The following is a 23,989-nucleotide window of genomic DNA, read 5'->3' as shown; positions in this document are numbered from 1 at the left end:
TTTAGGTAACTTTGATATAATTCTACGACTATGTTTTTAAAAGGAGGTACATTTAAACTGAGAAAGAATAAACGATTCAATTATACACCGCGTTACTACGAAGGAAAAGAGGTTGGAAACGTTTATGAAATAGGATCTAGATTTGAAAAACACAGAGAAGGTCTCAATGCAAATGACTTTGGAGGACATTGGAAAGAAGCACGTAAAGCCAATAGACATAGAGGAAATCGTGAAGTATCCGTTCGTTTACTAGTAATTATTGCGGTACTCATATTCGTTTTCTTGTATTTTATTGACTTTGACCTATCAATATTTACTAGAGGAAGATAATACATGGCAGACATAATTAAGCTTTTACCCGATCATGTTGCAAACCAAATTGCAGCCGGAGAAGTTGTACAGCGACCTGCATCTGTGGTAAAAGAGTTACTTGAAAATGCAATTGATGCACAAGCAACCGAAATCAAACTGATTGTAAAGGAAGCTGGAAAAACACTTATACACGTTATTGACAACGGATTTGGAATGAGCGAAACTGATGCGCGACTTTCCTTTGAGCGTCATGCTACGTCCAAAATTAAAGCAGCAGAAGATTTATTTAATTTACACACCAAAGGTTTCCGCGGAGAAGCGTTGGCGTCCATTGCCGCAATTGCGCATGTAGAGTTGCAAACGAAAAATGACGACTCCGAACTCGGAACGCGCATTAAAATTGAAGGAAGTACTATTGTTGCGCAAGAAGTCGTGACAACGCCAACAGGAACTTCTATCTCAGTCAAAAATCTTTTTTATAATATTCCTGCACGTCGAAACTTTTTAAAGTCAAATACGGTAGAATTGCGCCATATTATTGACGAATTTCAACGTGTTTCTTTAGCACATTCAGATATTTCTTTTGTGTTGTATCATAATGGAAATGAATTATTTAATCTTCCAATAAGTAATAGCAGACAGCGAATTGTTAATATTTTAGGTGGAAAAACCAATGAGAAATTAGTTCCTATTCAAGAAGATACTGAAATTGTGAAAATTAAAGGTTTTGTCGGTAAACCAGAATTTGCAAAGAAAAGCAGAAACGAGCAGTTTTTCTTTGTGAACAATCGATTTATAAAAAGTCCCTATTTAAATCACGCCATTAATGCAGCATTTGAAGGTTTACTGAAAGATAAGATGCAACCGAGTTATTTTATCTACTTGGAAGTTAATCCTGAAACGATTGATATTAATATTCATCCAACAAAAACAGAAATAAAATTTGACGACGAACATTCGTTGTATGCAATGTTGCGCGCGACGGTAAAACACAGTTTGGGACAATTTAATATTGCGCCAATACTCGATTTTGATCGCGATTCAAATTTAGATACGCCATACGATTATAAAAACAAATCAGTTGGTGTTCCAAAAATACAAGTCGATTCAAGTTTCAATCCGTTTGCGGACGAAAAAATGGTGTCTAGAAATACGGCAACACCAAGACATCCGGCTTTCCGAAAAGAATCAACAGAAGGTTGGGAAAGTTTGTATGTTGGACTCGAATCTGGATCAAGCACCACACGATTTTCTGGAGAAAGCATCGAATTTGAATCGGAAGAAGTGACAAGTTCGTTTTTCAATAACGATGAAACTCGCGAAACGTTAACGTATCAATTACACAGAAAATATTTGGTAAGTTCTATCAAATCAGGAATTGTTGTGATTGATCAACACAGAGCGCATCAACGTGTTTTGTACGAGCAATTGTTAAAAAATATTACCGTAAGCGAAGCCGTAAGTCAACAATTATTATTTCCGGTAACGTTTAGTTTTTCTACAAGCGAAATTGCACTTTTAAAAGAAGTCAAAGAAAGTTTAGAAAATATCGGTTTCATGTTCAGTAAAATTACTGATGATACGATTGAACTTTCTGGAATTCCATCAAATATTTCTGAAAGCGAATTGCAAATTATTATTGAGCAAATGCTGAATGATTTTCAAGGTGAAATTCCCGATACAGGATTCAGTCAAACAGACGTTTTAGTAAAATCATTAGCGAAAAGCATGGCAATTCGCACAGGAAAAAAATTAGAAGTCGAAGAACAACAAGCGTTGGTAAACAATCTTTTTGCTTGTAAAGAACCAACAGTTTCGCCTTTTCAAAAAACAATTTTCATCACGCTAAGTGTAGATGATTTAGATAAAAAATTTATATAGTTTATGATGCGGATCACGGAAACGGTAAAACACCTAATTATCATAAATGTACTATTATGGTTGACAACTGTAATTTTAGGAATGAAAGCGAATATTGACCTCAACAATATTCTAGCATTACATTTCCCTGAAAATGAATCGTTTGGGTTTTGGCAACCTATTACAAGTATGTTTATGCATTCTGTAGCAAGTCCAGCACACCTATTATTCAACATGATTGGTTTGTGGATGTTTGGATCTGCTTTGGAAGAACGCTGGGGAAAAATAAAATTTCTTAGTTTTTACATGATTACTGGTGTTGGCGCAGGTTTGGTGCATACGCTGGTTAATTATTATGGCGTTTACAGTAATATTGGAGTACTTGTAGAAGCTGGATTTAATCAAACTGAAATTCTATCTGTACTAAAAGAAGGTAAGTATATTATTAGCTGGGAAAGTTTGTTAACGCCTAGTCAATTTACACAATTAATGTCATCATTTAACTCTCATGCAGTTGGAGCTTCTGGAGCATTATATGGTGTTTTAGTTGCTTTTGGAATGTTGTATCCAAATATGGAATTGATGATGATGTTTATTCCAATTCCAATCAAAGCAAAATATTTCATTCCTGGATTATTGGTCATCGATTTTATTGGCGGAATTACAGGTGGTTTAAGTCTATTTGGCGGCGGAAATATTGCGCACTTTGCACATTTAGGTGGCGCATTATTTGGCTTCTTATTAATGTTGTATTTTAATAAAACTCAGTTTAATAAAAATCGTTGGAATTAATGGATTACAAAACACGCATAACGACTTTATATCGCGGATTTAACGCAGCTGAAAAGTTGATTTTTATCAATATTGTCATTTTTACAATAATTGCTTTATTCAATACTATTTATTATTCGTTTATAAAGACGCGTTCTACATTTTTTGTCGAATATTTTGCCATACCAAATGGTTGGGAATTGCTTTATAAACCTTGGACTATTGTAACGTATGCTTTTCTTCATATTGGGTTTTTTCACTTAATTTTCAATTGCTTAGTATTATACTTTACAGGGAAAATATTCAACATATTTTTTACTGAAAAACAATTCATTACCGTGTATGCTTACGGAATCTTTTCGGGTGCAATTCTATTTTTGATAGCGTATAATTTATTACCTGCTTTCGCTGATGAATCTGCTGTTTTAATGGGCGCTTCGGCGGCTGTATTGGCTGTTTTAGTTGCTGGTGCGACCTATTCGCCAAACTTCATTGTAAATCTTTTTGGAGTGTTTCCACTTAAATATTGGATACTTGCTACATTGTTAGTTATATCATATGTTGCCGCAATTCCGTATGATAATGCTGGCGGACATTTTGCACATATTGGCGGCGCACTTATTGGTTTTATTTTTGTAAAACAGCTTCAAAAAGGAAATGATATTGGCATCCGATTTGAACGATTTTGGGATAGCTTGACAGGCTATTTTTCATCAAAAAAGAAATCTCCATTAAAAACTGTATACAGAAACAATACAAATAAACGTTCTACTACAAATACGGCTACACAATCGCCAACGGAGAAACAGCGAAAAGTAGATGCTATTTTGGATAAAATTAGTAAGTCTGGTTATGAAAGCTTGACTAAATTGGAGAAAGATTTTTTGTTTAAAGCAGGAAAGGAGAATTAATTTATGAGCGAGAAGAAGAAAAAATTGAGCTTTTTAGGTAGAATAATCTTCTTCTTCAATGCTGTTTTTGCGGCTTTGTTGCTCCTATCTTATATTTTACCGTACGCAGTTCCAAAAAGTTTCCCGATCCTTTCCGTACTTAGTTTGTTAGTTCCTGTGTTTATTGTGATTAATTTTTTCTTTCTATTTTTTTGGATTTTAAATGTCCGAAAGCAATTTTTGTTATCATTTTTCGTGTTGATTATTGGCTATTCACATGTCACTTCTTTATATAAAATTTCAGATACTACGACCAAACCAACGGAAAACACTATTTCTGTAATGAGTTATAATGTGCGATTGTTTAATATTTATGAATGGTTGAAGGACGAAAGTATTGATAAAAAAATTGTGGAATTGGTACGTTCGGAATCGCCCGATATTATTGCGTTTCAGGAGTTTCATCGCAATCAAGAACCTGCTTTTAGTTTTTATCCACATAAATATGTCGCTTTAAAGAGTCAAAATAAAAAGACAGGACAAGCTATTTTTTCAAAATTTCCTATCATTCATAAAGGCTCGCTTGAGTTTCCAAATACGCCAAATAATGCTATTTATATAGATATTATAAAATATGGCGATACGATTCGCGTGTACAATTTGCATTTACAATCGTTGCATATCAACCCAGAAACGGAGGAGTTTTCACAGAAGAATTCGGAGCGTTTGTTAAAGCGAATGGCGAATACGTTTAAGATGCAACAATCGCAAGCGGAGCTCTTTGAAATTAATCGGAAGAACTGTAATTACAAGAAAATTATCTTGGGCGATTTTAACAATACACAATTCTCAAATGTGTATAAAACCATTAAAGGCGACATGAAAGATGCGTTTGTAGAAGCTGGAAAAGGATTTGGAAAAACATTGGATTTCTCTTATTTCCCAATGCGAATCGATTTTATTTTAGCAGATGAATCATTTACCGTAAATACGTTCAAAACTTTTTCTGAACATTATTCGGATCATTTTGCTATTAAGAGTGTGATTTCTTTGGATTGATTGAAAGATTCAATGATTCAAGAATTGAAAAACTTCAGTATTCAATATTTTTCATCTATAGTTTAACTATTGAAGAATTAAATAATTTTGCTATAAACTGTATTTATTTTTCCTTGCAAATTTTCCCTTCAATGACCATTTCTTTATTTTCAAAAATCGATTTAGAAACGTAATAAAAACACTTTCTTTCTATTTTTTTTATTTCCACCGAAATTCCTCCAGAATCATTCATGGCTTTTTGATAGATATCTAGTTTCATTTTTGTTTCATCGAACACACTTAATAGAACTTTGTTCTCAATAGGAATATAGAAAGGTTTACTTTTTACAGTTGATTAAGGAGATATGTAATAATAATCAACTTTTTTAAGTAAAATTTAATAGGAATTTACTTTTTTTTGGTCTGATATTTGATTCATATGATGTAACATTAAAACCAAATATTATGAAAAAACAAATCACATCATTAATGCTGAACAAGAAGTCAATTTCAAGTTTAAAGGATACACTAGTTTTAGGTGGGAAATCACAGGAATATTGCTATTCTACTAGTAAAAATTATTGTAAAACAAAGTGTTGTTTTTTCTAAGCATTATCAAGATTGCATCTTAACGTATGCTGCTTGTATGACTAAACTTCGATTTTTTGGAGCATTTTAAAAAAAACAGACTTTGGTCAATTATAGTCGGAAGAAAAAATCTTCCGACTTTTTCTATTTTACAAATGTTATTTCCGTTTTCTAATCTACTTTTTTTAAGTAAAATTTAATAGGAATTTACTCTTTATGGTCTAATATTTGATTCATTTGAAGTAACGTTAATACCACCTATTATGAAAAAAAAATCACATTACTAACGCTGAACAAAAAACTAGTTTCTAACTTGCAAACTAACAGCGTTCACGGAGGATTTAGAGGAGTTACAAAAAAATGTTACATTACTGTAAATGAATATTGTAATTCGGATTTATGTGCTTCTCATGAAATTCAAACTTGTACAATCACTTATGAAAAATGTTTTACAGAACTCAGGTTTTGCTATGCAGATTGTTAAAGAGAAAAATTAAATTTAAGTAAAACTTTATCAAGGTCGGAAGAAAAAATCTCCCGGCTTTTTCTGTTTTTACAAAGGTTTTTTAAATACTAAAAGCATCGATAATCCTTTAAGCAACACTTTATCGGACTTCACTTTTTCTGGTGTAATGTTTCATTCATTAGGTTTATTACTAATTTTTAAAAACATCATGTTATGAAAAAGAACTCTTAAATCATTATGGCTAAACAAAAATCTATTTCAAATTTAAAGCAAACTCACGTTATAGATCGTAGTGGTAAATACACGTATTCTTGTAAACTATTTTGTAAAACGGATGCATGTTCTTCTCAAGACTATCAAGACTAAACAGTAATGTATGCTGCTTCTGTAACTTAACTTCGATTTTGTGGAGCATTTTAAAAAACTAGCTAACTTTGTTTCGATTTTTCATTTTACCTACCATGCGTTAATCGAATGATTTTGCAATTTCTTGAATCGATAATTATCAGAAATGTTCCGCCTATTTCTTGATGTAATGTTCCGCTAATTACCCAATAGTTATCAATCTGGATACAGTTATATGGTTTTTGAATTTCAATATTTTTCTTTCCATAAGTATCAAATAGAACAAACTCTGCAAACTCAATTACTTTTTTCTCAGTTGTTAATATCGGTTCACTTCCTATAACATTGTGAAGTGTCGAATCTTTTAAAGCCTTGATGAGAATAATTTCAGCACGTGCTTTTGACATTTTTCGAGGATCTGGATTTTCTTGACCATAGCTGAAAAAGATCGTCAACATAAATATAGGAATTACTATTTTATTGAAATGTTTCATTGTTTAAATTTACTACATATATTTTAATCTAAGAAGTCCAACAATCTAACTAATCTAAGAAGTCTAAAAAACCTACATCATCCAACAATCAACACTATCTGCCAAAATGTGCATCAATAAACCAATTCCTAAAATACGTGTTTTTTTGAAGAATAGGAATCCTACGTAAACAGCAATTGCATAATACGTGTGCAACGGATGAAAGTTAATGCTACATCTATTTGCCTCAAAAATGGGCGTTGCGAGCATGTGATCGAGATCAATCAACATACAAAGAATGAAAACTAAATATGTCATTTTCCACGATTTTCGATAGAATAGTAGAGCTATCAACAGCGGAAAGATAAAGTGTAAACCGTAATGGATAAAGGTTCTGAGTTCCATTATGTGAACGTTTGTTGTTCTAAATAGGTGAGCGCATTTGTTCCTTCATTGAAGAGTAAATCTAAAATACTCAAATTCGGAATGAAACCGTGTTTGGCTTCAAATACTTGCGTGTAGGTATCAAAACCATAATCAGGTTCTTTTTTTACGTTGGCTAATTTTCTAAAATCTTGAATATCGGTTACAATTGATTGATATACTGTGGTTTTAGTAGTTGATACTTCTAATTGTAAACAATCATTTAGCGACTGAATTGTTTCTAAATTCAAATCCATCAAAAACGTATATTTCTTTTCAAATAACGGACGCAATTCATCTTCATAGTATTCAAAATAAGGCGAAGTCCGATACGCAGATTCTAACGATTTCCAATGCAAACGTTGCCAAGGAGTTTCGTTAGCTAATTGAATGTCTTTATATTTTTGATTTTTTTCTTCTTTAAGATGTCGCACAGGAACATTAAACATCAGTTTTCCATTCGCTCCATAGATATACGTTCGACTTCGATAGGTTTGCTTTTGGAAATTATCTTCCATTTCAAATACTAAACCATCAGATTTTGCCAACACTACATAGTGCGCAATTGTAGGGAAATATGTTGGATGGATAATTGTAGGCACTGTTTTTTTTTTTGGTTTATGAGTTTATAAGTTGAAAAGTTTATCAGAGTAAATTTCAGATTTAGAGTAAACAAAAAATATCGATTCATACCCAAGTACCTCATCTCGACCGCGCTCGAAGTGACAAACACGAACCGACAACTGACAACTGAAAACCGACAACTGAAAACTGAAAACTGAAAACTATTTCCCAGCCGCTTTCTTCTTCTTTCTAAAGTAATTAAATACAAACCAACCTGATAGTAAAATTACGAAATAGATAAAATATGAAACAGGTTTTCCTTCGCCACTTACGGTTGTAAACATTCGGTTCCAACGTATTTTATTGAAGATTCCATTTCCTTTTGTATCCCAACTAAACCAAACAAAAACGGGCTTTCCTAAAACGTGATCAAATGGAACAAATCCCCAACTTCTAGAATCTTGCGAATTTCCCCTGTTGTCTCCCATCATCCAATAATAATCTTGATTGAATGTATAGGAAGTAATTACGTTTCCGTCAATCATAATTTGATCGTCTTTTACTGTCAAATTATTTCCTTCGTATTCAGAAATTGCTCGTTTGTATAATGGTAAGTTTTCCTTTGTTAATTGTACTGTTGATCCTTTTGCAGGAATTGTAATGGGTCCAAAATGGCTATTGTTCCATTTGTAATTATCTGAATGTGGAAAGACTTTGTCCCTAGTAACAACACCTTTTTGCTCAAGAAATTTTTCAATACTAAGTACATTAGGATGATTTTTTAATTCTTCCGCTGTCGCTTCTGTTAACGCATAAAAGAAGTATTGATTTTTTTCGCCAGTTGTTCCAAAACCATCTGTAATGTCATAACGATCATGCATATATTGAGGATTAAAACCTCCTCCTTTAGTAGATACTTTATAGTTAAACTGCAATTTCGCACGTTCAGGCAATACATTTTGTTTTCCGTTTGTAAATACAAATCCGTCTCGCACTTCTAATTCATCACCTGGTAAACCAACACAACGTTTAACGTAGTTTGAGCGTTTGTCTAACGGTTTATACATTGTAGGACTACTACCAACTTCAATAACTGATAATGTATCTGCTGGCCAATTGAATACAACAATATCATTTCGCTCAATTCCTTCAAACCCTGGAAATCTAAAATATGGTAATTGTGGTTCTTTTAAGTACGATTTCATTCCTGTAAAAGGAATTGCGTCATGAACCATTGGCAAAGCCACCGAAGTCATTGGTGTTCTTGCGCCGTAATGTATTTTACTTACGAATAAGAAATCGCCCACTAACAATGTTTTTTCTAACGAAGACGACGGAATTACAAACGGTTGCATTACATACGTATGTACCAATGTTGCCGCTACAACTGCAAATAATATAGAAGCAATCCACTCGCCTGCTGGCGTTCTTGGTTGCAAGCTTCTATCATACACATATTCAACATCTAACATATAGTTTACGTAGTAAATGTAGAATCCTAATGTTACAACAACTAAAATTGTTTCCATACGATCTGTACGTCCAAAACTACGAATGGTTTCTACCCAAATTACTGGAAAAACAATTAGGTTTATGATTGGAATGAATAGTAAAATTACCCAATACCATTCTTTTGGTCGGTTGATAATTTTCATCAAAATCACTGCATTATATATAGGAATAGCAGCTTCCCAAGCTTTTCTACCAGCTTTTACATAGAGTTTCCAAGTTCCTAAAAAGTGAATTACTTGAACGATTAAGAAAAATAGTAAAAATGATTGCGTAAACGTCATTGGTTGTTATTTTTTGTTTCAGTAGTGCATATATACTGAATGTTCTTGATTATTTGCAAATATATAGGTTGAAATAGTATATCCTTTGTATTTATTATATGTTTAACACGTTTTTCATAGTGAACACGCCTACTCTATTTTGAATCCACTCGGCAGCGACAACTGCGCCTAAAGCAAAGCCTTGACGATTATGCGCTTCATGTTTTATAGAAATGCTATCAACGGAAGATGTATATGTAATTTCATGTGTTCCAGGAACTTCTGGAATTCGTTTGACAACAATTGGAATTTCTGTAGCGTTTGCTGCTTCATCAAGTTTCCAAGCGTTGTAATTTGTTTGTTGAATAACTCCTTCTGCCAAAGTAATAGCAGTTCCGCTTGGAGCATCTAGTTTTTTGGTATGATGAATTTCTTCGATAGAAACCTTATAATCTTCTAATTGAGACATCATTTTTGCCAAATAGTTATTCATCTCAAAGAAAATATTTACACCTAAACTAAAGTTTGAAGCATAAATGAAAGCTCCTTTTTCAGCTTCACACATGTTAACAACTTCATCGTATTTTTCCAGCCAACCTGTCGTTCCTGAAATTACAGGAATTTGGTGTTTGATGCAATGCGAAATATTCTGAAAAGCAGCAGACGGAATGCTGAAATCGATTGCCACATCTACAGTAGTGAAATTATACGAAGAAATATCACCTTCTATTTTATGAACAATTGTGTGTCCTCTTTGTATAGCTACTTTTTCAATTTCTTTCCCCATTCTACCATAACCGAGCAATGCAATATTCATACGTTGTTGTTTTTTATGCAGTATAAAGAAGCTAAAATTTAAAATTGAGCGTGACTCCTAAGTTTCGATTGAAATCAATTTCATTCTGATCAAGATATGGATGTACTGAAAGATCGTCACTTACGTTGAATTGCAATAAATGCGCGTCAACATTGGCGTCAACAATATTTAACACATAGGCAACAACCGTTAAAAGCAACGATAAATCACGATTTTTTTGATAGAACTCTTGTGCATCAATTAATGCGTCATTATCGGCAACAATTCCTTGAAATTCATCATCGGTAAAACCTGCCAAACGTCGTTTATATGCACTTCTATATTGATTGTATTTTTTATTATTGTCTATATAAAAATAAATTCCCGTTCCTAACGCGGCGTACACAATTGGAATTTTCCAGTACTTTTTGTTGTACGCTTGTCCCAATCCTGGCAAAATAGCTGAATAAAAAGCCGCTTTTGATGGCGACAACGGATCAATTACTTTCTTTTCATCTACAACTGTAGCATTTTCTACCTTTAAGACAGATTCCTCTTTCGTTGTTTCTTCCGTATCTTTCTTTTCTGTATCATCTTGCGACCACGATAATTGGCATGCAAAACACAAGAAGCATAACGCTAAAATGATTCTATTTCCCACTTTTTAGTAATTTTTTAATTCGAGCAAAATCTTCTTCCGAATGAAAAGGAATGCTAATTTTCCCTTTTCCATTTTTGCTAACTTTCACATCTACTTTATGTCCAAAGTATTCAGAAAAATCACGAATTCCTTTTTTGATATACTTCGGATTTTCCGCTGTTTCAGTTTTTGGAGCTTCTATAGTTTTATCTTTCTTGTAATTCTTTACCAATTCTTCGGTTTCACGAACAGATAAGGATTTGGTCAGAATCATTTCATAAATTTCCAATTGATCGTTGGTGTTTTCAATATTTACCAACGTACGTCCGTGTCCCATACTTAAGAAACCGTCGCGCATTCCTGTTTGAATGATTGGATCTAGTTTTAATAAACGCAAGTAGTTTGCAATTGTTGAACGTTTTTTTCCAACACGCTGACTCATTTGTTCTTGCGTTAAGCTAATTTCGTCAATTAATCGTTGGTAGGATAATGCAATTTCGATTGGATCTAAATCGGAACGCTGAATGTTTTCTACCAATGCCATTTCCAACGATTCTTGATCGTTTGCAATACGCACATACGCAGGAATTGTTTCGAGTCCAATTAATTTAGAAGCTCTAAAACGACGTTCTCCAGAAACTAATTGATAACTTTCAAAACCTAATTTACGCACTGTAATCGGCTGAATCACACCTAGTTCTTTGATAGAAGAAGCTAATTCGCGAAGTGTTTCTTCATTAAAATTTGTTCGTGGTTGAAACGGATTTACTTCAATCGTATCAATTGCGAGTTCTACAATATTTCCTACTACTTTATCTGCATTCTTGTCTGAAACTGATTTAATATCGTTTTCAGGATCTTTCAATAAGGCTGATAATCCTCTTCCTAATGCTTGTTTTTTTGTTGCCTTCGCCATAAATCTTTTTGCCTCTATTTATTTTTCTTAATCACTTCGTGTGCTAAACTTAAATAATTTGCCGCGCCTTTACTTGCTGCATCATAATTAATGATACTTTCTCCATAACTTGGTGCTTCGCTCAATCGTACATTTCGTTGAATAATGGTTGTAAAAACCATCTCGTTGAAATGTTTTTGTACTTCTTCTACGACTTGGTTTGATAAACGCAAACGAGAATCGTACATTGTTAATAACAATCCTTCAATGTCTAAATCGGGATTGTGTATTTTTTGAACACTTTTAATCGTGTTTAATAATTTTCCTAAACCTTCTAATGCAAAATATTCACATTGAATCGGGATCATTACCGAATCTGCGGCTGTTAATGCATTTAAGGTTAATAATCCTAACGATGGCGCGCAATCAATCAATATATAATCGTATTGATCTTTGATTGGAGCCAAGGCTTTTTTCAACATATATTCACGCTGATCTTTATCAACTAATTCTATTTCAATAGCAACCAAATCAATATGTGAAGGAATAACACTTAAGTTTGGTGAGCTCGTTTTTATTACTACTTCAGCCGCGCTTGCCGTATGTTCTAATACTTGATACGTGCCTTTTTCAACGTTTTCCACATCAATTCCCAACCCAGAAGTTGCGTTTGCTTGTGGATCTGCATCAATTAGTAATACCTTCTTTTCAAGTACGCCTAAGGATGCGGCTAAGTTTATAGATGTTGTCGTTTTTCCAACGCCACCTTTTTGATTTGCGATAGCAATTATTTTGCCCATGTTTGGTTTGAGGATTTTAAGCGATAAAAATACAATTATTATTGAGTTAATGAAATGAAAATTATCAACAACTATGATAATCTTTCGTTAAAACTAGAAACAAAAAAACCGCTTAGAAAAGTCTAAGCGGTTTTAATACGTGCTATGATTCTATTTTTCAGGATTATGGATTCCCAAAATATACCCTTTTGTCAAGTATTTTTTAGCAACATTTTGAATGTCTGAAGCTGTCAATTCATTTACTACTTTTTCATCATCTAGAACACGATTTACATCGCGATTCATGTAATCTGAATTTTTTAGATATCCTAACCAGAATCTGTTCTTTTTGATACTTTCTTTGTATTCTAAAAGCTGTGCTTCTTTTATTTTTGATACATCTTTTTCACTCGGTCCATTGTCAATTATTTTTTGCAATTCAGCCAAAGCTGCAGTTTTTAATTTATCTACATTTTCGGGTCCACAAGGAAAAGAAATACTAAAGTTATACCATCCGTATGGAAAACTTCGAATACTTCCTCTAGCTCCAGCACCATAAACGCCACCTTCTTCTTCTCGGAGTTTTTCAATAAGTTTGATGCTCAATATTTCTCCAAGCGCTTTCATCGCCTTTGCTTCTTCTCTATTATATTCTGCTTCACCTTGAAACATAATACGAACCGCGCTTTTTGGATCTTGTCCTTTTTCTACAATTTTTGAATGAGATCCTGTTAAAGGTCTAAATGAACTTACGTTGTATTTTTCGTTTGAATTTTTTCCTTCTAATGAACCTAAATATTTTTCTGCATAATCTACAAGCACTTTTTCGTCTACGTTTCCGACAAAGTAAAAGTTGAAATCGCTAATGTCAGCAAATCGTTCTTGATATTTTTCATACGCCAACGAATAATCACTTGCGTCCATACTTTCTCCTGTTGGAAATCCTAAGTATCGAGGATTTTTTCCGTTGGTAAATTTCCCCATTTCGTTTTGAAAGTAGAATTGTGGATTTGCCAACATATTTGTTAAGAACCCTTTTTGCTTGTTTACATAAGACATATACGCCTTTTCATCTTTGTTTAATTTGGTAAAGTATAAGTGCGTCATTTGAAACAATTCTTCCAAGTCTTTTGGTGTTGTTGCTCCGCTTAAACCTTCACTGTAGGTTCCAATATAAGGACGCACTCGAACTATTTTTCCTGACATCATTTTTCCAAGATCAACTTTAGAGAATCCGTTTACGCCAGCTTCCGCAAGTCCGCCACCTGCAAACCCAATTGTTTTATATTCTTCATCACTATATAAAGAACTTCCTCCATAACTAAAGGCTTCAAAAAGAATTTCATCGTTTTTAAAGTCTGTTTTCTTGTAGGTTATTGTTGCGCCGTTTGTTAATTTTATGGTAGTTACGTCTAGTTTTTCATTTTTAGAAATGTTAGTAACACTTCCTTTAGGCGGCAAATTCGTTAGTAAAGAAGTCGCTACAGCTTTGTCTTCATAAGGTGTTATTTTTTTGTTTTTTACGTCTTCCAGCGTTTGTTTTACTTGTGCTTCGGTTACTTTAGTCATTCCTTCTTTTTCAGGACCTGTAAGCACGATTACTCTATTTGTATCTCGTAAATAGTTGGTAATTACATTGTTTATTTCACTTAACTGAATTGTTGGCAATACGCTTTTGTAGAAATTATATTCCCATTCAATACCTGGCATCGCTTCACCTTCCAAGAAGTTTCTAACATATTCGCCTACAATTCTATTGGATTCTGTTTTGTCTTTATCCTTAAATGCTTTTTCTAGTCGTGCAGTAATATTCTTTTTTGCTCTTTCAAATTCGCCACTTCCAAAACCAAATTTCTTTGCTCTTTCATTTTCTTCTAGTAATACTGCTAACGCTTCTAATTGTTTGTCTGGAGCTGTCATTGCAAAAGATTGATATGCTTCTTTCGTTCTTGCCCAAGTTCCTCCATGAAAACTATATCCGTATACAAATGGCGGATTTTCAGATTCTTTTAGTTCATCTAATCTGTTGTTTATCATCTGAGTGAATAATCCTTTAATCACAGAAGTTCTATATTCTTTTACAGTCGCATCTTTTTTAGGTTTCCCTAAATCTTTAAATAGAACTTGTACTTGTGCAAATGAAGCTTCTTTGTCAGTTTCAATTGCTATTAATGTTTCCTCATGATTTTCTACATCAAAAGTATTTCTAGGTTTTGGGTTTGTTGCTGCAGGAATTTTTCCAAAATGTGATTTTATTTTTTCCTCCAATATGGCAACATCTACATCTCCAACTGCAATAACAGCCATTAAATCTGGTCTGTACCAATCTTTGTAATATCTTCTTAAACTTTCATATTCAAAATTTTCTAAAACTTCTTTCGTTCCAATTGGCAAACGCTTTGCGTATTTAGAACCGTACATAATTTTAGGCAAATATCTTTGTAACATGCGTTCGCTTGCTCCTTTTCCCAAACGATATTCTTCGAGTACAACACCTCTTTCGTTATCAATTTCTTCATCTGTTAACAATGCATTGTGCGCCCAATCTTCAATAATTTGAAATCCTTTTTCAAGTTTTTCTGGATCATCACTTGGAATTGGTAAAATATAAACGGTTTCATCAAACGAAGTATACGCATTCAAATGCGCTCCAAATTTTACTCCGATACTTTGTAAATAATCTACAAGCTCATTTTTTTTGAAGTTTTTCGTTCCGTTAAAATTCATATGCTCCATAAAATGCGCCAATCCGAGTTGGTCTTCATCTTCTAAAATAGAACCTGCATTTACAACCAAACGCAATTCTACTTTATTTTCTGGTTTTCCGTTGTTTCTAATATAGTATGTGAGTCCATTAGATAACTTCCCCATTTTCACATTAGGATCAACGGGTATTTTTGCTGAATCTTCATTTGTTCCTAGAATCTCTTTTTGATCACTTTTCTTGGATTGAGCAGTTGCTTTTTCGGAGCTTCCTAAACTCATAATGACTACTAACCCTAAGAGGTATATGTATTTTTTCATAATAAAATAATTTGGTTTTTAGTATATTTGGAATAAAAATACTACAAAATGAAGCGTTTCAAAAGAAAAAAGAGACTTTAACATTAAATTAATAATTGATTCGTCGTGAATCTTTTCGCTTTCTTTTTAGATAAAAGCAAACTGATTCAAGTTTGAGTAGTGTCTCAAAAAAGAGGTTTCCAAGTTAAAAAATCATAAATTATAAACTTTGCATGCAAAAAAGATTATTTTTGATCGATAATTTAGCAGCTGTGTACGCACAAAACTATCGAACTTACCACAATTGTTATTTCTAGCGAATGCTTTTATGAAAAAACTATTCATCTTATTTTTTTTAACTCAAGTTGCGTTTTCGCAAACACAAAATCCTGTAAATAAAAAAACGGTGATTAAAATTGTGTATGGTGGTAATTTGAAAGTGAATGAAGACAAATATCCTGGCGCAAAAATATTTTCCAAAACGAAAACTGGACAAGTCCGATTTGAACACGAAGGAATGGATTTATGGTGTGACAGAGCGGTTTTGTTTCAAGATACGAATTGGGTAAAAGCCTATGGAAATGTATTCATTCAACAAGGAGATTCTGTCGAAATGTCTAGCGAATACATTGAATATGATGGCGATACAAAACGCGCTATTTCCAAACGAAATGTGCGTTTGAAAAATACAGATATGACGTTGTCTACAGACACGTTATACTTTGACAGAAACAAGCAAGAAGCCTATTTTAATACAGGTGGCATTGTAAAAGATAGCGCAACCGTTTTAAAAAGTATTGAAGGACGTTATTTTATGGAAAAAAATAAATATCAGTTCTTAAAAGAAGTAAATATTACGAATCCAGAATACACGGTAAACTCTGCGCAATTGGATTATTATACCGATTCCAAACATGCGTATATGTATGGACCATCAACTATAAAAGGAGATGAATATACCATTTATTGCGAACGTGGATTTTACAATACAGTCACGGAAAAAGGCTATTTTATTAAAAAATCACGGATTGATTATGACAATAGAATCATAAATGGTGATAGTTTATATTTTGAAAAAAACAACGAATTTGCTTCCGCAACTAACAATATAAAAATTACGGACACCATTAATAAAATGATTCTAAAAGGTCATTATGGCGAAGTGTACAAAGCGAAAGATTCTGCCTTTATTACCAAACGCGCTGTTGCGATTAGTTTGGTAGAAACAGATTCGATGTACATTCACGGAGATCGATTGTTAGTCACTGGTCCAGCGGAAAACAGAGTGATTCGTGCGTATAAAAATGTGAAGTTTTTCAAAACAGATATGAGCGGAAAATGTGATTCTTTGTTTGCCGATAATAAATCGGGAATCACCAAAATGCTGAACAATCCAATTCTGTGGAATGGCGAAAGTCAAATGACAGGCGACACAATTTTCTTGATTTCTAATGTGAAAACTGAAAAATTAGACTCTTTAAAAGTAATCAACAATGCTTTTATTGTGAATAAAGATACGCTTGGCGAAGGTTACAATCAGGTTAAAGGATTGAACTTATATGGAAAGTTTGAAGAAAACAAACTGCGAGAAGTTGATGTCGTAAAAAACACGGAAGTTGTCTATTATATGTACAATGATGAAAATGAATTTATTGGAATCAATAAAACCATTTGTAGCGCAATTAATCTGACTTTAAACGAGAGTCAAATAGAAGATATTACCTTTTTCACACGACCAGATGGCGTCATTTATCCTGATAAAGATTTACCAAAAAATGCCCGAAAACTACGTGGTTTTGTTTGGCGTGGCGATGAACGTATGTTTTCCAAAGAGGATATTTTTGATGAAGATGATAATAATTTAGTCTTACCAGTAATCCGCGGAGTGAACAATGCAATGGATCCTTTGGAAGAAAAACGAGATTCTGATGAAAAAGCTTTAAAACCTACTGTAAAAGCTGTTCCTCCAGAGAAGAAAAAGGAGAAAGTCTACGAGAAGAAGAAACTTGTTGCGCAACCGAAGGTGAAAAAGGAATAGGGTTTTTAGGTCTTAGGAATTTGGGTTTTGGGTTGTTGGGTATTGGGAAACAAGTTTGAGAAACTTCTCAAATGAAAAATCGATGTTCGTTATTCTTTTTCGAATAGATTTCTTAAACCTTTAAACACAAAAAAGAGAATGACTTTTGTAGATATCATCCTCTTTTTATAACCAACCAAAACTTTATATTCTTATTATTTGCTAATTCATTTCTTAATTACATTACAAAGATGCAACAGAATTGGCAATTACGTCTTACACAATTTCAAGATTCCCTTACAAAATTATCACTTTGTATATTTAACCTGAGTTCGATATAAAAATTCAGAGTGTTTTTTGTCTTTTCCGCAGTATAGCAGGGATTTTTCGTTAAGAATTTTCGAATCCTTGGAGAAAATTTAGAAAAATTCATGCGGTTTTAGTTTTTCCTTAAAAGAAAAACTAAAAATACCTCTGGAAAAGCGCACTTTCTTTTGTTTCTTTTCTTTGTGCGAACAAAGAAAACGAAAATAAAAAAAAATGAAAATCAAATACTTAGCACTTATTTTTAAAATATGTTCAAAATTTTACTTAAGTAAAACTATGTCGAACTCACGTTATTTAATGTTTAATTTTTCAATCAAAAACCCACCAATTAACTTCGTATCTTTGCAAACAATTTCTATGAAAAAAGATTTTTTAAAATACCAAGCACAAACAACGCCGCATCCGCTCGCAATGGAAGTTTCGCATGCGGAAGGAAGTTACATCTATGATACAAATAACAAAGAATATTTAGATTTTGTAGCTGGTGTTTCTGCATGTAGTTTAGGACACAGACATCCAAGAGTTGTCAATGCGATTAAAAAGCAATTAGATTCCTATTTGCATGTCATGGTTTATGGAGAATATGTGCAAAAATCAGCAGTGGAATTGACAAAATTGTTAGCTTCTCTATTGCCAAATCCGTTAGAAAAAACATACCTAACAAACTCAGGAACAGAAGCTATTGAAGGTGCTTTAAAATTAGCAAAACGCTACACAGGACGTTCGGAATTAATTGCTGCAAACAATGCGTATCACGGAAATACACATGGCGCATTGAGCGTAATGGGTTTTGAAGAACGCAAACAAGCTTTCAGACCATTATTGCCCGATGTCCATTTTATTCAGTTCAATAATGAAGAAGATTTAGAGAAAATTACAACGAAAACGGCTGGCGTTATTTTAGAAACTATTCAAGGTGGCGCAGGTTTTATTGTTCCAACAAATAATTATTTAAAAAAAGTAAAACAACGTTGTGTAGAAGTCGGCGCATTGTTGATTTTAGACGAAATACAACCCGGATTTGGTCGCACAGGAAAACTATTTGGCTTTCAACACTATGATGTTATACCAGATGTTTTAGTAATGGGAAAAGGAATGGGCGGCGGAATGCCTGTTGGAGCATTTACAGCTTCCGCAGAAATAATGGACACGTTACAAGAGCAACCAAAACTAGGACATATAACAACGTTTGGCGGTCATCCAGTAATTGCAGCAGCAAGTTTGGCAACATTAAAAGAAATTACAGAAAGTACTTTAATGGCTCAAACAGTACTAAAAGAAGAATTATTCCGAGAATTATTACAACACAAATACATTGAAGAAATTCGCGGAAAAGGATTAATGTTGTCGCTAATTGTGAAAAATGCAGCTGTTGCGAATCAAATAATATTAGGTTGTTTGGAAGAAGGTTTGATCCTTTTTTGGCTATTATTTGAGCCAAAAGCCGTGCGAATTACGCCACCATTAACGATTTCAAAAGATGAAATTAAGCAAGGTTGCGCCGTTATTATGAAAGTTTTACGAACCATAAAAGACTAAATAAAACCAAAATTCGTTATAAATAGTCATCAAAACAACCGAAAAATAGAACAAACCGCTAAAAATCAATTAATTGTCTCACAGGCAATAATTAACACTTGTTGATTACTTTGTTGAAAACAATTGGCTTCAAACCCAAAAAACAACACTTGCATCAACTACTTTTAATATTATAGAAATCTAAAAACGCGTATTGCTTATGCTATTTAGCTCTAATGAAGATCAAAATTTAGCGCTTTCGAAGTTTGAATCGATGTTGAAGACAAACAATGTTTTGTTTTTTGACTCTTCTGAATTTGAAGATATCATTCATCATTACTTAGATTCAGGGAAAGTTGCCTTAGCCAAAAAAGCTATAAAAATAAGTTTAGAACAACATCCGAGTTCTGTGAATTTAAAACTCATGGAAATCGAATTGATGGTGTATGAAAACAAACTAAATGAAGCCGAAAAATTACTAGACAAACTCTATGTTTTAGAGACGAATAATGCTGAAGTCTATATTCAGAAAGCAAATATCTATTCCAAAAGAGATCAACATTACAAAGCCATTGAGTTATTAAAAATGGCGTTGGAATTCACAGATGATATGGCAGATGTCAACTCATTAATTGGAATGGAATATTTATTTATTGAAGATTTTAAAGAAGCAAAACATCACTTTTTAAAGTGTATTGAGTTTGATATGGACGATTATTCTTCCTTATACAACGCGATTTATTGTTTTGAGTTTTTAGAAGATATTGACGGCGCTATTGAATACTTAAACAGTTACATAGACAAAAATCCGTATTCGGAAGTTGCTTGGCATCAATTAGGAAAACAATATTACACCAAAAAATTATTTATAGAAGCATTAGCCGCTTTTGACTTTGCTATTATTGCTGACGATCGTTTTATTGGTGCATATCTTGAAAAAGGAAAAGTACTCGAAAAACTAGGCGAATACGAAGAAGCAATTCACAACTATCAAATAACGTTAGATTTAGACGATCCAACTTCGTTTGCATTCTTACGCATTGGAAAATGTTATGAAAAGCTAGGCAAAAAAGACTTAGCAGTAAAATTCTACTACAAAACGGTTCATGAAGATCCGTTATTAGATAAAGGTTGGACAGCAATTACAGACTATTATATAAAGGAAGAAAACTATCAAAAAGCGTTGCATTACATCAATAAAGCGATTAATATTGATACTGAAAATGTTTCATATTGGAGACGAAGTGCAGAAATTCACAGAGCATTGCAACTCTATGAAGAAGCAGATATTGCCTATCAAAAAACGGTCGAATTAGGAAACTATGAACTGTCTACTTGGATTGCTTGGGCAGATATTTTAAAGCTTCTAGGCGAATACAGCAATGGCGTTCATGTACTTTTGCAAGCGTTGGAATTTTTTCCAGATCATTCAAAAATTGAATACCGATTGGCAGGAATCTATTTCACGCTAGGCGAACAAACAAAAGGAACGTTTCATCTAAAAAATGCATTGCGAAACAACTTTACACAACACTTGCAATTTGAAAAACTTTTTCCAAGTATTTTTATGCGTGTTTCGGTCAAAAATATTATTTCAGAATTTAAAAAACCGTCCACATAAAATTCCATACTTTTGCGTGTAGTATTCATAATTACTTATGAATGAAATTAAACTAATAACTAGCTACACATGAATAGAAGTCTATTCGATTATTTAATAATTACATTCAAAGGTTTAGCAATGGGCGCAGCCGATGTTGTGCCTGGCGTTTCTGGTGGAACAATCGCTTTTATTTCTGGAATTTATGAAGAATTGATCACTTCGATCAACAATGTAAATTTGAGTCTTTTCAAAACCTTACGAAAAGACGGAATTAAAGCTGCTTGGACACAACTCAACGGAAACTTTCTGCTTGCCTTAATGATCGGAATCGGAATCAGTATACTTTCGTTGGCAAAACTCATAAAAACCTTACTAAACACGGAACCTATATTATTATGGGCGTTTTTCTTCGGTTTGGTCATTGCAAGTATTCTATTCATCGGAAAACAAATAGAAAGCTGGAACTGGAAAACTATTCTAGGTTTTACGCTTGGCGCGATTGTAGCCTACTACATTACAACATTACCAGGTGGCGAAGAAAGTGTAAATTCGTCATGGTTTATATTCGTTGCTGGCGCATTGGCAATTTGCGCCATGATTCTTCCTGGAATTTCAGGTGCATTTATCTTAGTACTTTTAGGTGCATACGAACCAGTTTTGAATGCAATTGACGAGCGAGATTTTAAAACCATTGCCATTTTTGCAGTTGGAGCAATTATTGGTTTACTATCATTTTCAAAAATCTTAAAATGGTTATTCAACAACTATAAAAACCTGACATTAGCCATTTTAACAGGCTTCATATTAGGTTCTTTAAATAAGATTTGGCCTTGGAAAATAATCACCGGAACACGAGTTGATTCGCATGGAGAAGAAGTAAATGTGTACGGAAAAAGCATCTTACCAAATACGTTTGAAACTGTAAATAACTTAGATCCAAAACTTCTTTTCGCAATTGTGTTGATGGTTATCGGATTTCTGACTATTTTTATGATGGAAAAATTCGCAACGCGAAAAAATAAAAATCATGAATGATTAACACGAACAAAAGCAAGCAAAACACGCGAACGCTCAAAGATAAAATCTTACTTATCGTCAAAGGTTTGGCTATGGGCGCAGCGAACAAAGTTCCTGGTGTTTCTGGCGGAATCGTAGCATTTGTTGCTGGTTTTTACGAAGAATTTATCTTCTCGTTGCAACGCGTTAATGGAAAAGCGTTCAAACTACTTTTTAACGGACGATTTAAAGGTTTCTATCAATACATAAACGGACGGTTTTTAAGTTTATTGATTCTGGGAATGTTAATCAGTTACTTTAGTGTTTCCAAAATCCTTGATTATTTCATTCAGCATTACGAACTCTATGTTTGGTCTGCTTTTTTTGGGATGATTCTCGGTTCTATTTATTACATCGCAAAAGATTTTAACCACTGGAATCGAACTACAATCCTAAGTTTGCTGATTGGAATTTCTGTTGGAATTGCCATTAGTTTGATGAATCCTGCAATGAAAAATGATCATTTAGGTTTTGTCTTTTTATGTGGAATTATCAGTGTTTCAGGAATGACATTGCCTGGACTTTCTGGTTCGTTTATCTTAATATTACTCGGAAACTATGTATTATTATTGGTCGATTCTGTAAATGCATTATATGACACAATTTCAGATATAGTTCGTGGCGATTTTTCTTTTACTAGCGATTCTCAACGCATTATCGATTTAAAGATTTTAGCAGTATTTACTGCAGGTTCTGCTGTCGGATTGGTTACATTATCGCACCTTTTAAGTTATGTCTTAAAACATTACAAAAATATCACAACGGCAATAATTATTGGATTTATTTCTGGTTCACTTGGCGTAGTTTGGCCTTGGAAAGAAACCATTTACAAAGTAAACGAAGCTGGCGTCTATTTGCAAGATTCAAACGGAAAGCAAATTATTCAAAATTACAAACGACTCATTCCTGATATTTCTGCAAGCGAAACGTGGATTGCTGTATTTTTTATTGGCATCGGAATTTCAGTAGTGTTAGCTATAGATTGGTATGGAAAACGAACAAAAAATGTCTAAATCACTATTCGGATTGCTCGGAAAACATATCTCCTACTCGTTTTCAAAAGGATATTTCACGAAGAAATTTAAAGTGCTAAAACTAGCTAATTATTCATATGTAAATTTTGATATTCCATCTATTGAAGATTTTCCTAAGATTTTTGAAAAAAACACCACAATCAAAGGAATGAATGTAACAATTCCGTACAAAGAAACGGTAATTCCGTACTTAGATGATTTACACAAAAAAGCAAAAAAAATTGGTGCTGTAAATACGATTAAAATTCAAAAAGATGGAAGTCTAAAAGGATACAATACAGATTGTTACGGATTCGAAAAATCAATCAAACCACATCTTAAAAGGCATCATAAAAAAGCATTAATTTTAGGAACTGGCGGCGCATCAAAAGCGATTGCATTTGTGTTTGAAGAATTGAATATTTCGTATAAATATGTTTCTCGGAAACCGAAAAATAATCAATCCATATCCTATCAAGATTTAAGCGAAAAAATCATGAAATCACATTCAATAATTGTGAATTGTACGCCTTTAGGTACGTTTCCAAAAATTGAAGATTGCCCAGATATTCCGTATAAATATGTTTCTAAAGACTTTTTATTGTTCGATTTAATCTACAATCCGTCCGAAACTACCTTTCTGAAACTCGGACGCTTACAAGGCGCTCAAATTGTAAATGGTTCCAAAATGTTAGAATTTCAAGCAGAAAAAGCTTGGAAAATATGGAATTCTTAATAAACCCACCTTTTTTACGCCGATTATGGAGGTTTCTCATCTGTAAAACTTTGTCGTTTTGTTAGTTGTTAGTATATTCGAGTTTTAAAGCTAGAAAAAGAAAC

21 protein-coding genes are annotated in these 23,989 nt (G+C 33.3%); 11 read left to right on the top strand and 10 right to left on the bottom strand.

The window, feature by feature from the left end; genetic code table 11:
• The first annotated feature begins 30 nt into the window (after positions 1 to 30).
• The 5 genes from IMCC3317_RS21460 to IMCC3317_RS21440 are packed head-to-tail and all read left to right on the top strand — an operon-like array spanning position 31 to position 4,892.
• A complete protein-coding gene (locus IMCC3317_RS21460; protein WP_160131519.1) occupies positions 31 to 330 on the top strand; it encodes a hypothetical protein in 300 nt (99 codons plus the stop codon).
• Positions 331 to 333: 3 nt separating this feature from the next.
• Positions 334 to 2,193, top strand: coding sequence for a DNA mismatch repair endonuclease MutL (gene mutL, locus IMCC3317_RS21455; RefSeq protein WP_160131518.1), 1,860 nt, complete (start codon positions 334 to 336; stop codon positions 2,191 to 2,193).
• A gap of 3 nt (positions 2,194 to 2,196) precedes the next feature.
• Entirely contained in the window at positions 2,197 to 2,964 is a 768-nt protein-coding gene (locus IMCC3317_RS21450; protein WP_174805962.1) for a rhomboid family intramembrane serine protease, read from the top strand.
• A complete protein-coding gene (locus IMCC3317_RS21445) occupies positions 2,964 to 3,854 on the top strand; it encodes a rhomboid family intramembrane serine protease (protein ID WP_160131517.1) in 891 nt (296 codons plus the stop codon). The genes IMCC3317_RS21450 and IMCC3317_RS21445 overlap by 1 nt, the downstream gene beginning before the upstream one ends.
• 3 nt (positions 3,855 to 3,857) lie before the next feature.
• A complete protein-coding gene (locus IMCC3317_RS21440; protein ID WP_160131516.1) occupies positions 3,858 to 4,892 on the top strand; it encodes an endonuclease/exonuclease/phosphatase family protein in 1,035 nt (344 codons plus the stop codon).
• A gap of 103 nt (positions 4,893 to 4,995) precedes the next feature.
• Here the strand turns inward: IMCC3317_RS21440 and IMCC3317_RS21435 are convergent, their stop codons facing one another.
• The 10 genes from IMCC3317_RS21435 to IMCC3317_RS21390 all read right to left on the bottom strand — a co-directional run bounded on the left by IMCC3317_RS21435 (position 4,996) and on the right by IMCC3317_RS21390 (position 15,636).
• Positions 4,996 to 5,151: a hypothetical protein gene (locus tag IMCC3317_RS21435; protein WP_160131515.1), complete on the bottom strand. Its 156-nt coding sequence runs from the start codon at positions 5,149 to 5,151 to the stop codon at positions 4,996 to 4,998.
• 1,226 nt (positions 5,152 to 6,377) lie between these two features.
• Complete coding sequence (locus IMCC3317_RS21430) at positions 6,378 to 6,764, bottom strand: NTF2 fold immunity protein (RefSeq protein WP_160131514.1); 387 nt, start codon at positions 6,762 to 6,764, stop codon at positions 6,378 to 6,380.
• A gap of 72 nt (positions 6,765 to 6,836) precedes the next feature.
• Positions 6,837 to 7,148, bottom strand: a complete 312-nt coding sequence (locus IMCC3317_RS21425) for a DUF6122 family protein (RefSeq protein WP_160131513.1) — start codon at positions 7,146 to 7,148, stop codon at positions 6,837 to 6,839.
• Positions 7,148 to 7,768, bottom strand: coding sequence for a WbqC family protein (locus IMCC3317_RS21420; RefSeq protein WP_160131512.1), 621 nt, complete (start codon positions 7,766 to 7,768; stop codon positions 7,148 to 7,150). The genes IMCC3317_RS21425 and IMCC3317_RS21420 overlap by 1 nt, the downstream gene beginning before the upstream one ends.
• Before the next feature lie 183 nt (positions 7,769 to 7,951).
• Positions 7,952 to 9,523: a signal peptidase I gene (gene lepB, locus IMCC3317_RS21415; protein WP_160131511.1), complete on the bottom strand. Its 1,572-nt coding sequence runs from the start codon at positions 9,521 to 9,523 to the stop codon at positions 7,952 to 7,954.
• Between the two features lie 94 nt (positions 9,524 to 9,617).
• On the bottom strand, positions 9,618 to 10,319 hold the full coding sequence (gene dapB, locus IMCC3317_RS21410; protein WP_160131510.1) for a 4-hydroxy-tetrahydrodipicolinate reductase: 702 nt from the start codon (positions 10,317 to 10,319) through the stop codon (positions 9,618 to 9,620).
• A gap of 31 nt (positions 10,320 to 10,350) precedes the next feature.
• Positions 10,351 to 10,959: a DUF5683 domain-containing protein gene (locus tag IMCC3317_RS21405; RefSeq protein WP_160131509.1), complete on the bottom strand. Its 609-nt coding sequence runs from the start codon at positions 10,957 to 10,959 to the stop codon at positions 10,351 to 10,353.
• Positions 10,949 to 11,854 carry a ParB/RepB/Spo0J family partition protein gene (locus IMCC3317_RS21400; protein ID WP_160131508.1) on the bottom strand — a complete coding sequence of 302 codons (906 nt, stop codon included), beginning with the start codon at positions 11,852 to 11,854 and terminating at the stop codon, positions 10,949 to 10,951. The genes IMCC3317_RS21405 and IMCC3317_RS21400 overlap by 11 nt, the downstream gene beginning before the upstream one ends.
• 14 nt (positions 11,855 to 11,868) lie before the next feature.
• A complete protein-coding gene (locus tag IMCC3317_RS21395) occupies positions 11,869 to 12,633 on the bottom strand; it encodes a ParA family protein (RefSeq protein ID WP_160131506.1) in 765 nt (254 codons plus the stop codon).
• Positions 12,634 to 12,783: 150 nt separating this feature from the next.
• The gene (locus tag IMCC3317_RS21390) at positions 12,784 to 15,636 is read right to left on the bottom strand and encodes a M16 family metallopeptidase (protein WP_160131505.1); all 2,853 of its coding nucleotides are present in this window, start codon (positions 15,634 to 15,636) and stop codon (positions 12,784 to 12,786) included.
• A 307-nt stretch (positions 15,637 to 15,943) separates the two neighbouring features.
• Between IMCC3317_RS21390 and IMCC3317_RS21385 the strand changes: the two genes are divergently transcribed.
• The 6 genes from IMCC3317_RS21385 to IMCC3317_RS21360 all read left to right on the top strand — a co-directional run bounded on the left by IMCC3317_RS21385 (position 15,944) and on the right by IMCC3317_RS21360 (position 23,885).
• A complete protein-coding gene (locus IMCC3317_RS21385) occupies positions 15,944 to 17,653 on the top strand; it encodes an OstA-like protein (RefSeq protein WP_160131504.1) in 1,710 nt (569 codons plus the stop codon).
• A 663-nt stretch (positions 17,654 to 18,316) separates the two neighbouring features.
• Positions 18,317 to 19,498: an aspartate aminotransferase family protein gene (locus IMCC3317_RS21380; protein ID WP_160131503.1), complete on the top strand. Its 1,182-nt coding sequence runs from the start codon at positions 18,317 to 18,319 to the stop codon at positions 19,496 to 19,498.
• A 199-nt stretch (positions 19,499 to 19,697) separates the two neighbouring features.
• Entirely contained in the window at positions 19,698 to 21,098 is a 1,401-nt protein-coding gene (locus IMCC3317_RS21375) for a tetratricopeptide repeat protein (RefSeq protein WP_160131502.1), read from the top strand.
• A 69-nt stretch (positions 21,099 to 21,167) separates the two neighbouring features.
• Entirely contained in the window at positions 21,168 to 22,115 is a 948-nt protein-coding gene (locus IMCC3317_RS21370; protein ID WP_160131501.1) for a DUF368 domain-containing protein, read from the top strand.
• On the top strand, positions 22,112 to 23,149 hold the full coding sequence (locus IMCC3317_RS21365; protein ID WP_160131500.1) for a DUF368 domain-containing protein: 1,038 nt from the start codon (positions 22,112 to 22,114) through the stop codon (positions 23,147 to 23,149). The genes IMCC3317_RS21370 and IMCC3317_RS21365 overlap by 4 nt, the downstream gene beginning before the upstream one ends.
• Entirely contained in the window at positions 23,124 to 23,885 is a 762-nt protein-coding gene (locus IMCC3317_RS21360) for a shikimate dehydrogenase family protein (RefSeq protein WP_160131499.1), read from the top strand. Before IMCC3317_RS21365 ends, IMCC3317_RS21360 begins: the two co-directional genes overlap by 26 nt.
• Positions 23,886 to 23,989: the final 104 nt, after the last annotated feature.

This window comes from Kordia antarctica (assembly GCF_009901525.1).
GTDB lineage: Bacteria > Bacteroidota > Bacteroidia > Flavobacteriales > Flavobacteriaceae > Kordia > Kordia antarctica.
This window is presented reverse-complemented; position numbering and strand designations above follow the sequence as displayed.